Annotated in this window: 11 protein-coding genes and 2 pseudogenes; 4 read left to right on the plus strand and 9 right to left on the minus strand. The window is 60.8% G+C overall.

Translation table 11 applies throughout. From position 1 onward, the window contains the following. Nucleotides 1–91: 91 nt before the first annotated feature. From NQ034_RS15675 to erm, 7 genes are all read right to left on the minus strand, one after another. Nucleotides 92–424: a hypothetical protein gene (locus NQ034_RS15675; RefSeq protein WP_257049978.1), complete on the minus strand. Its 333-nt coding sequence runs from the start codon at nt 422–424 to the stop codon at nt 92–94. Then, the gene (locus NQ034_RS15680) at nt 421–1,005 is read right to left on the minus strand and encodes a hypothetical protein (protein ID WP_306427871.1); all 585 of its coding nucleotides are present in this window, start codon (nt 1,003–1,005) and stop codon (nt 421–423) included. Before NQ034_RS15680 ends, NQ034_RS15675 begins: the two co-directional genes overlap by 4 nt. 518 nt (nt 1,006–1,523) lie before the next feature. Next, nucleotides 1,524–2,255 (minus strand): DUF2637 domain-containing protein, encoded by a 732-nt coding sequence (locus NQ034_RS15685; RefSeq protein ID WP_257049979.1) that lies wholly within the window; start codon nt 2,253–2,255, stop codon nt 1,524–1,526. After that, nucleotides 2,252–3,157, minus strand: coding sequence for a bifunctional DNA primase/polymerase (locus NQ034_RS15690; RefSeq protein ID WP_306427872.1), 906 nt, complete (start codon nt 3,155–3,157; stop codon nt 2,252–2,254). Before NQ034_RS15690 ends, NQ034_RS15685 begins: the two co-directional genes overlap by 4 nt. Beyond that, nucleotides 3,157–4,239, minus strand: coding sequence for an ArdC-like ssDNA-binding domain-containing protein (locus NQ034_RS15695; protein ID WP_257049980.1), 1,083 nt, complete (start codon nt 4,237–4,239; stop codon nt 3,157–3,159). The genes NQ034_RS15690 and NQ034_RS15695 overlap by 1 nt, the downstream gene beginning before the upstream one ends. Before the next feature lie 232 nt (nt 4,240–4,471). After that, nucleotides 4,472–5,290 (minus strand): helix-turn-helix transcriptional regulator, encoded by an 819-nt coding sequence (locus tag NQ034_RS15700; protein ID WP_221437876.1) that lies wholly within the window; start codon nt 5,288–5,290, stop codon nt 4,472–4,474. A gap of 247 nt (nt 5,291–5,537) precedes the next feature. Next, nucleotides 5,538–6,350, minus strand: coding sequence for a 23S ribosomal RNA methyltransferase Erm (gene erm / locus NQ034_RS15705; protein WP_184453701.1), 813 nt, complete (start codon nt 6,348–6,350; stop codon nt 5,538–5,540). A 575-nt stretch (nt 6,351–6,925) separates the two neighbouring features. On the opposite strand from erm, the gene abc-f reads away from it, so the two are divergent. Beyond that, nucleotides 6,926–8,602 (plus strand): ribosomal protection-like ABC-F family protein, encoded by a 1,677-nt coding sequence (gene abc-f, locus NQ034_RS15710; RefSeq protein ID WP_373456802.1) that lies wholly within the window; start codon nt 6,926–6,928, stop codon nt 8,600–8,602. Nucleotides 8,603–8,911: 309 nt separating this feature from the next. Here abc-f and NQ034_RS15715 read toward each other — a convergent pair whose 3' ends face one another. Continuing rightward, the gene (locus tag NQ034_RS15715) at nt 8,912–9,406 is read right to left on the minus strand and encodes a hypothetical protein (RefSeq protein ID WP_246430014.1); all 495 of its coding nucleotides are present in this window, start codon (nt 9,404–9,406) and stop codon (nt 8,912–8,914) included. Between the two features lie 88 nt (nt 9,407–9,494). Continuing rightward, a pseudogene (locus tag NQ034_RS15720) lies at nt 9,495–9,890 on the minus strand (DNA cytosine methyltransferase); the annotation flags it as partial. A gap of 225 nt (nt 9,891–10,115) precedes the next feature. On the opposite strand from NQ034_RS15720, the pseudogene mobF reads away from it, so the two are divergent. From mobF to NQ034_RS16500, 3 genes and pseudogenes are all read left to right on the plus strand, one after another. Continuing rightward, nucleotides 10,116–11,192, plus strand: a pseudogene (gene mobF, locus NQ034_RS15725) (MobF family relaxase); the annotation flags it as partial. A 71-nt stretch (nt 11,193–11,263) separates the two neighbouring features. Further along, complete coding sequence (locus NQ034_RS16495) at nt 11,264–11,554, plus strand: transposase (protein ID WP_065415512.1); 291 nt, start codon at nt 11,264–11,266, stop codon at nt 11,552–11,554. Continuing rightward, the gene (locus NQ034_RS16500) at nt 11,551–12,189 is read left to right on the plus strand and encodes a DDE-type integrase/transposase/recombinase (RefSeq protein ID WP_373456800.1); all 639 of its coding nucleotides are present in this window, start codon (nt 11,551–11,553) and stop codon (nt 12,187–12,189) included. Before NQ034_RS16495 ends, NQ034_RS16500 begins: the two co-directional genes overlap by 4 nt. Nucleotides 12,190–12,248: the final 59 nt, after the last annotated feature.

The raw sequence follows: 12,248 nt of genomic DNA on the forward strand, positions 1-12,248 counted from the left end.
TTTTGGCATTGGGCCCTCGGCGCTGACGGAGGCCATGGGCATGCTCAACCACCATTTCGCAGCAGCCGCCTGATCGGCGCAGAGCGACAGCCTACCTCTGACTGCCGCCAATCTTTGCAACAGAGCCGTCGAGTCGATGATTCAGCGCAATGTATGTCGGCCACCCGCTCGTCTCACCGTCGTCGTAGTCCACGGACGACCGGTGGATCGAATACGGCACGCCGTGCTCGAAGACCCACCGGTTCTCGGCCCGCAGGCCACGGAAGACGCTCAACCTGACGACGAGCACGCCGACCATGATGAGCAGCCAGACCGTCACGGCGGCCCAGCCCAGCCCGAAGTTCCACGGCGGCTCGTTGTTCTCGACGGGGAAGAATGTGCCGGTCCAGCCATCGCGAGGGTCGGCGATCGACCCCCAAATCATGCCGCCGAGCGCCGCAACCGGCAGTATTCGACTGCGGCCTGGGCGGCACTGGTTTCCCAGCCCAGCAGGCTGAGTAGCAGAATGGTGTCACTGATCGCGGCTGTCACTCCATCAGGGTCATCAGGATGAGTGTCTTCGTCGTCAAATGGTGATGATGTGGCGTGGAATGCGGGGTGGTAATCGGTGAGTTGGTTTTCTCGGTCCGAGAAGCGTTCCGCGTCATGAAACTGTGAGTAGCGGGGACGACGAGCCTGGTGCACTGAACACAGCAGTCCGTGTGCCCGCCCCTCAGCGATACAGGTGATCTGGACGGCGCGAGTGATGACGGCCCACGGGTCGTCGGCACGTCGCACCGATGGAGTGCGCATTGCCTCGAATGCTGCTGTCGCTGCTTCCCAGGGATCGAGGCCATGTTTTCTTGCGAGAGCTGCATACTTCGTGGCCGCATGACGCATCAATTCGGTGGCAGCAGGGTCACTGCGCCACGCACCTGGACCAGCCTGGTCAAGCCTGATGAGGAGCCGTCGAAGGCTCTCGGGATGTTCGAACTCGGGTCTGGTTCCTGTCTGATTGCGTCGCATGGCGGCACCTCCTACATGGAAGGTGCACACGCGCTCCCCAGCACCATAGTTGGCTATCGGGAGCTGGCACATGTCAAGTCACCTGAACCCAAGCGCAGGAGTACCACTCTGCACGGACTGCCGAGGTGCCGCCGTGGTATCCCACACGTCGAACGCATCAAATACCGATGCTTCTCGTCCCCTAAGTGCAACACTTCTCTGCGAATGTTGGTGTGCGCTGCGGGTCCGGCTGGGCAATTGCCGTACTCGTGCAGCGAGGGTAGTTTGCAGGTCAAGGCCGCGGCCTGCCATCCGGGCGCTGTGCGCCGCAATCAGATCGGAGGGGCGCACCCATTCGAGGCCACGCCCGACCTTGGAATTGGGGTGCGGACGTACAAGTGACGGGTCCTGGTGCACGGCCAAAGCTGACCGTTCTGCGTCCTGCACAGCACCACCAGCAACTGCTGTCGTGGTGTCGGGAACCGCGGCGACGGGGGCTTGCTCGGGATATTCCTGGTGCGGGATCTGTAGATCATTCATCATGGACGCTCTAACGCTTCACGCACAACCGGTTCAGTGGGGGTGAACCAGCGGCCCACTGTTGACGGGTGCACACCCAAGTGCTTGGCGATCTGCTTATTTGACCAGCCCTCGGTCTCCCTTAACTGCGACGCAACTTCCCGACGTCTCCGGCCCGAGACTGTGGTGCCCGGAAACGGTGCGGCGTCGCGCTCCCGTACTGAAAACGGGTCCCCTGGAGGTAGTGCACTGCTGACAGGTATCAGGGGTGCGCTTTCTGCGGATACTGCCAGGGGTGGTGCAGTTTCGACCACTGGCTCCATTTGGGATGCCCGGTGGTGCAGAGGTTTGGTAAGGATGACGGTGAGGTGCGTGATCGCGAGCAACACCAACGGAGGTACGGCAGCAACGCTTGCGGCGAGCACGCTCGGCACGTCAGTGTCAGCAGCAATCACCGCATGAATTGCATTTGCGGTGACCGATACCAGCGCGCCGGCTGCAAGCAGCGTCCATGGATACCAAGCCGGGCGCTGTTGCCCCGCAAGTGCAACCACCGCGACGGTCGCAACAACGATGATGCCGTCCACTATCAACGGCCACGCCCACGCTTGACCCTCCGCGATTCCAGATCGGTGCGCTAGGTCGGCAAGCGCAGTAAACGAAAGCCAGAATGCGCCTGCCGCAATAAACACGGTGCCAGTGATCGCTGTGACCACTGCCAACCGGCGACCAGAACGAACCTCAACATTCATGTCAGCCGCCGCCCTGAATGAGGCGACACAGCGTACGCACGATCTGTAGCGAGCAGAGTGGGGCTGCGGGGCGCTACTGGCTGATTGGCTCGGTACGCGGACCGGATCGTGGATTCAATCTCCCGAGCCGGAAGACCAGCCTGCGCGGCAGCTGGCCCCAAGGCCTCCATTGTGTCGGCAGGTGATACTCCGGCCTCCACCAGTCGGCATGCAGCCCAGAACAGTCCACGGTTCCGTTCACCCTCTGCACGATCAGCGACCCACCCCGCAAGCACTTTCGGGTTCGCGCGTCGAAAATCGTTCGAGACGGGGTGAGGCGCGGTGACGGCTGGGCGCGGGTCCAAATATTTTCGCAGTCGTGTCGCATCTATTGGGGTGCCTGCCTGGCCGGAAGACACGATGAGTCGGTACGGTGCACGAACCCCGTCAGGGCGCAGCACCGTAGACGGCGGGGCGATGATGTAGCCACCGTCGCCACGGAAATCGATATACGAGCGAGCTGCTTGCCACGACGGCTGCACCCGGGTCGGGTGCGCCGGAAAGTAGGCATGGAGACCACCCGACGGGGTGCGCACCAAAGCCGTCCACCCGACTGCATACCCGTCATGATGTACCGCACGAAATGCCGGGAACCCGGTGCCGGTGGGATGCACATCAATATCAACGACATCCACACCCGAGGCCCTACCGGTGGGGATACCAATATTCGCGGTCGGCCATCGCACCCACCATGATGCAACTTGTGCAGTATCAGCGGTCGCATCATGGAATCCGTGACGAACCAGCGGGCGTTTCGCGCCGGGTACGCAGGGAAACACTGGCACTCCGGCCACAGCAAAACGGAGAGCTGCGTCACGGGGAGGCATCCCGCCCACTTCGGTGAGTAAGTCGACGGTATCCATCACATGCTCCTCACCGAAGCCGACACCGTACGAAGTGGTTCCTCAACTAATGGATCAACATCAGGTTGCGCCGCGCGCACAGTGTGCTGCTTTACCAGGGTGTCGCGGGTGAGTCCGGGCGGCTCGCCATTACTGATCTGCACGGTAGGAAGCTGGTCGAGGATCGCTGCCGATGTTTTCCTGACTCGCTCACCAGTGGCTTGGACGACTTCGACTGGGGACTTCTCCGGCACGGTCGCCGCCCAGCCTGACACATACGGGATCGTGTAGTCGCTGGTATCCATGCCATGAGAAGCTGCGACCATCAACGCGACTGAGTCGGCCTCCACCTCGCTGATCCCGCGATGCCCAGAAGCGTCCGGGTTCTCCGGGCCATGCAGGAGAACATGGGCGAGCTCATGCACGAGGGTCTTCACTTGTGCCGCCTCGGGCATGTTCTCCCGCACCGCCACGGTTCGAGCACCGAAATCGGTAAGGCCGTTCGCGCCGTGGATCATGCCTTCATGCGGCACCCATACTACCGTGAAACCCTCCGCCTCGATCTGTCGTGCGACGCCTTCCCGGAGCCCGTCAGGCGCTTCGCCTTCGAGGAGTCGGGGTGATGGTGGTGTCGGGATAGGCCCACCATCAGTTTGAGAGACGTCCCACACGTAGGCGGGGCGAACTCCGACCATGCGGGACCGTACGGTCTCACCCGGCTTCGGTTTCTCAAACCGGCCCAACCTGCGCCATGACTCCGCCACCTTCGGTGTGAATGACGCAAATCTACCGGACACAGGGGCGAGGATCATGTACCCCGACTGCCCCTTCTCGACTTGCCGGCCGAGCGTCTGCCACTGCTTGAACCCCGCCACAAATGTCGGTACCGGCTCGGGCACTCGGCCCGCCTCGAACGCGGCCTGATGCTGCGCGAAAATTAGTAGCGTGTTGTTGAACGATCGGGCACGGAACCTGGCCGCGAACTCCAACGCCTGTTTCCAGTCCTCACCCGACACCAACGACTCCACCGCACCGGCAAGCTGTTCATGCAGAGTATGGAGTTTCGCATCGCGCACTGCCCGCGCTTCCTCGCTGGTTACCATCGCCGTTCTCCTTCCGCAGGCACCCACACACGACGGGTAACCTCTGCGACCAGAAGGTGCGCGAAGGGAATCAGGAAACGCAATCGAGACGGACGGCAAACGAAAGTGAGCGACCGCTAGAGAGCTGAACAGACCCGACGAGTCCGATCCGGTCTACCTGAAAGCGCAGATCCGGACACGAAAAACACGAATTGCGACGCAATGGTCCGGGATCAAGCCGCTTTCGTCTGGATCACTCGGCGGCCGGGATACGGCGACTTAGAGCCCTGTACTGGCGGGGCGAGTAGCCCACACTCTGTTTGAAAAGCCGCCCGGCATAGTCTGGGTCAGGCCATCCCAACTGAGATGCAATCGTAGCGATTGGCGCGTCGGTGGTGCGCAAAAGTTCAGCCATTCGCTCGGCCCGCAGCATTGTCAAGTAGGCGATCGGGGTCTTGCCGAACGCTTCGCGAAACACCCGGCCGAGCCTCGACCGTGACAAATGCACTGAAGCGGCGAGCCGGTCTAGCGTCCACTCCTCGGCGAGCCCGTCGCGAAGCATTCGAGCAGCCAGGCGCGCTTCTTCCTGCACTGGTGAGAACGCGCGGCGCCGTGGCAAACGCGGCAGCACACTTGTCCGGCCACGAGGCACGATACCTCCATCGTCGAGCGTTGGCACGACGATGTCGAAGATGCAGAACAGGAGCGCTTGGAGCCGGTAGAACCGCTCCGGCAACAGGCCATTCGTGCTTAGGGCGGTTAGTTCGTCCAGCCATGGCGTAAGCAAGCTAGCTCGGTTTTCCCCGAGGCGCACTACATGAATCGGGTCAGTATCTTGGGCATCGAGGAAGGTCTGGGTGTCGAGCCGATCGGTGAAGTGCGCAGCGTACTGCCAGAAGATCTGATCGACCAGATAGTCGTTGTCCACGTACAGTGTGGTTATGGTGACCCATGGTTCCGGCTCGACACGGAACAGGGTACAGGGAGAGATCAGCGCAACGTCACCGATATTGAGATAGTGGTCACCGAACTTTCCGAACAGAATTGCGGACCCCGCGCGAACAACCGCCATCTGGGCGCAGTCGAACGCACGGGGCCCGAGAGGGCGATGCATGGTCCCTAAGCGAGCCACGACTGGTGAAAACTCGCTACCGCGTGTTCTCACTAACCTTGGCACCACGTCGAGCTCCTGGCTCGTCCATGTACGCCTCCGTTGTCGTTGGCGGACGCAATTGCACCTGTCGGACTCGCCACGAGTGAGTCCTCACTGATCCTCGGCAAATCGGCGCCCAAAGTAGCGAGCCAAATCCGCGGCGAGTTCATTGTCGAAAGTCCCGTCTTGCTCCCTCTTGGTCGTGCGGTTGCCGGCGTTGGGTAAGGCGGGACCACAACACGGCCCATGTATCAGCCCGGAGATCGCGTGGCAGGCGAACATCCCCGAGTGACAGCTCACTGAGCACTCGGGATGCCTGGTTGCTTGGCGCTCCACTCGCTCGGCCAAGGATCTGTGGGAGAGTGCGACCTCTGCCGGTGAACGCTGCACGCACGAAGCTCTCATAGTTGCGCCGTTCCGCTGAAGACACGAGGGGTTTTTCGCGGCGAGCTATGTGGAGAATTCCACCGTCTACGCTTGGCTGCGGTGCGAAATGGCGTGCTGGTACTCGACCACGCAACTCGAATACATACCAGGGAGCGGCTTGTGCAGTCATCATCGTGCATCCGCCGACGCCAGCCCGCTTCCGTGCGACTTCCCACTGTGTCAGTAGAACTGCATAGTTCCAGGTGGATGATTTAAGCAGGCGGCGCAGAATTGGGGTCGTCAGGTTGAAGGGGATGTTCCCCACTATGACCGGAAAGTCGAGTGAGAAACGCAGAGCGTCGGCACGCTCGACTCGAACTGTAGGAATATCCCGCTGCAAACGTTTGACAAGTTGTTCATCAACATCGATTGCGGTGATATCTCGATTTAGTAGAGACAGTTTCCGCGTGATGGCACCATCGCCGGCACCTACTTCAAGGATGCTCCCTTCTGTATCGCGAACGACCGCAATGAAACGGTCAATGGTGCTGGGACTACGGAGAAAGTTCTGGCCGAGTTCATGACGGCCGCCAAAGGTTGATTGAAATCGCATGTGAGCGCTCCAAGAGTCATGGGAATTGGAGCACCCGACGTCACAACGAACACTGAAAGAGGTGGGAACGCGCGCGCGGGTGCGGTGGACACTCCGTGCGATGGCGTCAACAATCTGGGTTCAAAAAGAGAGCGCTCAGGTCGCTACGAGCGACTGTCGCTATCCCCAGAGAGCGCCATCAGCGCGCGAAAATCAAAGTTCCCATAAACGTCAGGCTACTTGACCCTCCGTAGAATGCCAAGCCGCTGGCCGACGTGTCAACGGACGTCGTTCCCCATGCTTCCGGGCTAGGCTAGGTGAATCGCGCGACCCGGCGTGGTATAATTTGCGCCATGGGTGCGCTGATTCTTTAGTACGGGACGCCGCGTTGAGCTCTCTCCGTGGTGGGTCCTATGCGCGCCGGGCGGTAGTACGTTGCAGGCGCGAGGTTCCCGTACACCGTGCGACTCCGTTTTCGAGTCGCACCTGTTGCGATTCTGCTGGTGTTCCCGCCTGCCGGTCGCGCAGAGGAGTTCGCTTTGCCCCGTTCAACACCGTTCAACCTGCACACGAGTGCCACTAAAACCCATCACCGTATTTGCTCAATCCGGAACGGCACCGTCCGTTTCGCCGACCATGTGGTGTTCCGAAACATCGATATCAGCGTCGGGGCTCACGAACGACTCGCGGTCATCGGGGACAACGGCGCCGGAAAATCGACCCTCCTGCAGGTTCTCGCCGGAATCGTTTCCCTGGAATCCGGTGAGCGCACCGTCGAGCTTCCAGGTGGCTTCGTCCTTGCCGAGCAGCAACCTCACTTTCCACCCGAAGCCACGATCTCCAACGCACTAGACGAGTTGCTAGTCGAGGTTCGAGAGATCGAGGCGGCAATGCAGCACATCAGCGATAGCATTGCGGATGCTGCTGAATCCGAACTTCCTGCTCTCCTCAACAACCTGGCTGAACTAACAGATCAATTTGAGGCCAGAGACGGGTACGGCGTTGACCAGAGAATCGACGCTGCACTCAACCAACTCTCCCTTGAAGGTTTGGATCGCACCCGTCTCGTGGGTTCACTATCCGGCGGCGAGCGTACGCGACTAGCGCTCGCGGCGGCGCTGTCCTCTCAATCGGACTTGATCCTCCTCGACGAACCCACGAACGACCTCGACGAAAAGGGCGTGGCATGGTTAGAGGAGAGACTCTCGGAACATCGAGGTGCGCTTGTCGTCGTGACTCACGATCGGGCGTTTCTCGACCGAGTAGCAACAGAAATTGTCGCCGTGGAAGATGGGGAACTCCGGAGGTATGGCAACGGTTACGCGGGATACCTTGCCGCGCGCGACACAGAGCGACAGCGCCTCCTCACTCAGTACGAGACGTGGCGGCAGGAACTCTCTCGGAGTGAGGCATTGTTGGCCTCGAACTCGTTCCGCCTCACTGCAATTCCGCGCAAGCAAGAGAGAGCTAGCTTTGGTCACGGTGCTTTCCGGGCTCGAAGCAGCGACCACGGCGCGACAGGAAGAGTCAGGCAAGCCAAGGAACGCGTGGCACGATTGCACGCAGACCCAGTGTCAAGACCCGCAGACCTTCTGAGCTTTTCGCCCGCCTTCACAAACCGGTCGCTCGTCCAGGACCCCGACGCGATGCCCGAGCAAACACTACTCCTAGCCGCGCATTCGCTACGCAACAGGGCGAGCATCGGACAACCGGGGCTGCTGCTCGACTCGCTCGAAGTTCACGAGGGCGACCGTTGGCTCATCGCGGGACCAAACGGAGCGGGGAAGACCACGCTCCTGCGCGCGCTTGCCGGCGAGTTCCCCCTGCAAGAAGGCGAGATATGGGGGACACCCGACCTTCGCATAGCATGGCTCCGGCAGGAACCCGCGGGCGAGATCGGAAGCACCCTTTTGGAAGCGTTTGCCGAGGCAACACACTCCTATGCGGGGGACGCAGCAGAAACGCTTCTCGCACTGGGGCTCTTCTCGCCACGTGACCTGGAACTACAGATGAACAAGTTGTCCGTTGGGCAACGTCGACGCATGGAAGTCGCCGTTGCGGTGTCCGCGCCCAGTGATATTTTGTTCCTCGACGAACCCACGAACCACCTTTCACCGGAACTTGTCGAGCAAATGGAAGACGCGCTACGCGATTACCCAGGGGCAGTCCTCACCGTTACACACGATCGGCGATGGCAAGAAAAAGTGCTGGCAAGAGGCAGTGTGCAAAGAGTTCATGTTGACCTCGGCGGCATAGCGAGCGTTGAATGTTGAGTGTTGAATGACTTCCGAAGGATGCCGCGTGAATTGGCAGACGGGCCCCTCACTTCCGGTGGCGTGACGTCGTTCTCAGGGGCAGTCGCCGTCTGTCTCAGGCGGAGTGCCCCTCGACTGATGTCTACCCGATATTGCTAAAGAACGCGCGAAGTGCATAGAGAGCTTGTACCGGAAGAACTCCGTTGCCGAGAACAGCGGTCTGCTGGTTTAGTGTAAGCCCATGGGGTTCAGCTGTCACCCAGCCTGTGGGAAGCCCCATCAGCCATTCGACGAACTCCGGTGCCGGGCGAGGTCCAGCCTTCTTCGTCAGGAGTTCAGGTGACGGAGCTTGGCGTCCTGTGACGCGTTCCCAGCGAGTGATGGCGTCGGCGTAGCGTCCCCATCGTCGAGCAGCGCGTCGATCAGTGAACACAGAGTCTCGGAGTCGTTGTTCTTGTTCGGTGAGCCATGCGGTCCGTGGAGGGCGAAGTCGATGATCTGGTGTGAAAGCGCGATGGTCCCACGACGCGCCTTCACCTGCTGCAGACTCTCTCCGCCTCGGGAGACGTCCGAGGCGAGCGGGGTCCGGAACAGTGCGACGGGCGAGGATGAAGACTCGGTAGCGAGGGTGCGGTGCACCGATGGCGGAAGCGGGAAGACCGATCCATTGCGCGTCATACCGGAGGTCGGCCAGGTCTCCCAGAACTGCTCCTGCTGCCCGAAGAGGTCGAGCTGCGGTTTCTCCCAGATGCCACGGGTCGCGTTCCATACCGCGAGAGGTAGCGGCTTCTGGGTTTGCATGTTCGGGGTTGCGTTGCTCATTCTTGTCTCCTTCGTTGCCTGCGCGGATTGCGTCTGCGGAGAGCAGTCCGCGGACGTTCTCAATCACAACCCACTCGGGTTGCAGTACGTCGATCGCCGCTGCCATGTGCGCCCACAAGCCGGAGCGAGTGCCGGGTTTCAGGCCGGCCATTTTCCCCACAGTCGATATGTCCTGGCAGGGAAACCCGCCGCAGAGTATGTCTATCGGTGGAACGGTACCCCAGTTGATCGCAGTGATGTCGCCGAGGTTCGGGGCATCTGGCCAGTGGTGGGAGAAGACGCGGGCGACGGGTTGGTTGATTTCGGAGAACCAGACCGTGCATGCGTCGAAGGCTTCCTCGACCGCAAGATCAAGTCCCCCGTAGCCCGAGAACAGCGATCCGAGCCGTAGCGGTGTGGTCCGGTCGGTCGGGGTCTGAGTAGCCACTGGGAAACCTCCTGTAACGGTGACTCCGGAGCTTTGCTGTTGCTCCGAGCTGGTCACTCACCAGGTGCACGAACCACCCCAGCACGCCGCCACTCAGTCGATGCCTCGCATCTCGCGCTAGCCGCCGTCGACGCGTAGCGTCTCCGACCTCTCACGGTTCGCTCGAACGGGTTGTCACGCGTCTTGCAAGCGAGGTCCGGCACCCGATTAGCCGGGTGCCGGAGGGTGTGCTGTGGGAGGGTGATGACACCTACCTCGTTCTCGAACGAAGGACGGTGTGTGGTGACAGTTTCGATGCGGGTGATGTCCGCCGGCGATGGCTACAAGTACCTGCTGCGTACGGTTGCTTCCGGGGATGGTGATCGTGACCTGTCGACCCCATTGACCCGCTACTACGCGGAGAAGGGCAGTCCGCCCGGTCGCTGGCTTGGCTCTGCCGTGGCTGCCCTTGGGGGAAGTGCGATTAAGGTGGGCGATCAGGTCACCGAGACTCAGCTTCAACTCTTGGTCGGGATGGGGCATGATCCCGTGACCGGTGACGCTCTAGGTAGTGCGTACCGGAACTATCCAGCTCCGACAGAACGCATCCAAAAACGCACTGCTGCCCTTGACTCCGGGCTCGGCCCAATGGAACGAGCAGAGGCGGTCGCTGTGATTGAGGAGGAAGAAGCGGCGAGAGGCACGCGAAGGGCTGTTGCAGGGTTCGACTTCACCTTCTCGATCCCGAAGTCCGCATCCGTGCTCTGGGCGGTATCGGATGCGGGGACGCAATCATTGATTGCGGACGCACACCATGCAGCGGTTGCAGAGATGATTGCGTTCATAGAACGCGAGGTTGCTGCAACCCGTGTCGGTGCAACCGGCCGCAACGGGGCTGTCGCGCAAGTCGACGTAACAGGACTGATTGCCACCGCATTCGATCATTACGACTCCCGTGCCGGCGATCCACACCTCCACACGCACGTCGTCATCTCGAACAAAGTGCAGACTGCGCACGACGAGAAATGGCGTTCCCTTGACGGACGCCCTCTCCACGCCGCAACAGTCGCACTATCTGAACTACACGAGGCAGTATTCGCCGACCACCTCACTCGCACCTTCGGCGTCGAGTGGGAGACCCGAGACATGGGTCGCAACCGAAACCCGGCATGGGCAATCAGCACGGTTCCAGAAGAGCTAGTGGTGGAATTTTCCTCGCGCGCTCGCCATATCGAGCAGGAGAAGAACCGACTCATTGCGGAGTACGTCGAACGGCACGGACGGCAACCGTCGCTGAGGACAATCATCAAGCTTCGCGCCCAAGCGACACTTAGCACTCGCCCAGAGAAGCAGGTTCGCTCTGTCGCTGACCTCACCACGGGTCTGCTGAAGGTTTGATTGACTCTTGTCCATTCGCGTGAGCGGGTGGGGTTAGAGAGAATGATCAAACGATGAGGTATTCAGAAGAGTTCAAGAATGATGCGGTCGCGCTCGTGCGGGCCGGCGCTTCGCAACGTGAGGTATGCCGCGATCTTGGTGTTTCGAAGTCGGCGATATCGAAATGGCTCGGTGACGCTGACCGGCGTGAGCAGGGTCTTCCTGCCGCGAAGAATGTGTCACCGGCGGAAGATGCCCGGATTCGTGAGTTGATGCGCCGGAACCGGCTCCTCGAGCAGGAGAACGAGGTCCTTCGGCGGGCGGCAGCATATTTGTCGCAGATTCATATCACGCCCCCAAAATGATGTACCCGCTCGTCCGTGAAATGGCTGCGCCAGGTGCCCGTATTCGGGTGCCGGTTGCGGTGGCGTGCAGGGTGCTCGGCTTCTCGAAGCAGGCGTACTATCAGTGGCTGCAGCGGCCGTTATCCGCGCGTGAGATCGAAGAGGAACACCTCATCAGTGTGCTTCGGGAACTCCACGCAGACGATCCCGAGGGCGGGTATCGGGTGCTCGCTGACGACCTGCATGACCTCGGATACGAACTCTCAGAGCGGCGTGTGTGGCGGTTGTGCAAGGTGGCGGGTATTCAGTCAGTGATCGTGACACGTAAACGCCGCTATCAGGAGGCTGGCGCCCCGGTGGGTGATGACCTGGTCAAACGCGATTTCACTGCCGAGAACCTCGACGAGAAGTGGCTGACCGATATTACAGAGCACTGGACCGGTGAGGGCAAGCTCTACATGTGCGCGATCAAAGACGTCTGCTCGAACAAGATCGTCGGGTATGCCATCGACAAACGTATGAAAGCGTCGCTTGCGGTGCGGGCGCTCGAGAATGCGCTCATGCAACGCGGTTACCCTGAGGGTGTAATAGCCTCGATTTTTCACGGGTTGGGGTTTGTGCTTGATCGCGGCGTCGTTGTCTCATGTTGTAGGTGATTGTACTGTTCGGGTGTGATGTGCCTGCGCGTGTCGCCGCGGTGGTCGGGCCGTTCCAT

The organism is Brevibacterium moorei (genome assembly GCF_024580735.1).
In the GTDB taxonomy this organism is placed as follows: domain Bacteria; phylum Actinomycetota; class Actinomycetes; order Actinomycetales; family Brevibacteriaceae; genus Brevibacterium; species Brevibacterium moorei.

What these genes read in the sequence shown, in the direction of transcription:
- NQ034_RS15675 (WP_257049978.1), bottom strand. Translation starts at nt 424, where the DNA reads ATGATTTGGGGGTCGATCGCCGACCCTCGCGATGGCTGGACCGGCACA.
- NQ034_RS15680 (WP_306427871.1), bottom strand. Translation starts at nt 1,005, where the DNA reads ATGCGACGCAATCAGACAGGAACCAGACCCGAGTTCGAACATCCCGAG.
- NQ034_RS15685 (WP_257049979.1), bottom strand. Translation starts at nt 2,255, where the DNA reads ATGAATGTTGAGGTTCGTTCTGGTCGCCGGTTGGCAGTGGTCACAGCG.
- NQ034_RS15690 (WP_306427872.1), bottom strand. Translation starts at nt 3,157, where the DNA reads ATGGATACCGTCGACTTACTCACCGAAGTGGGCGGGATGCCTCCCCGT.
- NQ034_RS15695 (WP_257049980.1), bottom strand. Translation starts at nt 4,239, where the DNA reads ATGGTAACCAGCGAGGAAGCGCGGGCAGTGCGCGATGCGAAACTCCAT.
- NQ034_RS15700 (WP_221437876.1), bottom strand. Translation starts at nt 5,290, where the DNA reads ATGGCGGTTGTTCGCGCGGGGTCCGCAATTCTGTTCGGAAAGTTCGGT.
- erm (WP_184453701.1), bottom strand. Translation starts at nt 6,350, where the DNA reads ATGCGATTTCAATCAACCTTTGGCGGCCGTCATGAACTCGGCCAGAAC.
- NQ034_RS15715 (WP_246430014.1), bottom strand. Translation starts at nt 9,406, where the DNA reads ATGAGCAACGCAACCCCGAACATGCAAACCCAGAAGCCGCTACCTCTC.
- NQ034_RS16495 (WP_065415512.1), top strand. Translation starts at nt 11,264, where the DNA reads ATGAGGTATTCAGAAGAGTTCAAGAATGATGCGGTCGCGCTCGTGCGG.
- NQ034_RS16500 (WP_373456800.1), top strand. Translation starts at nt 11,551, where the DNA reads ATGATGTACCCGCTCGTCCGTGAAATGGCTGCGCCAGGTGCCCGTATT.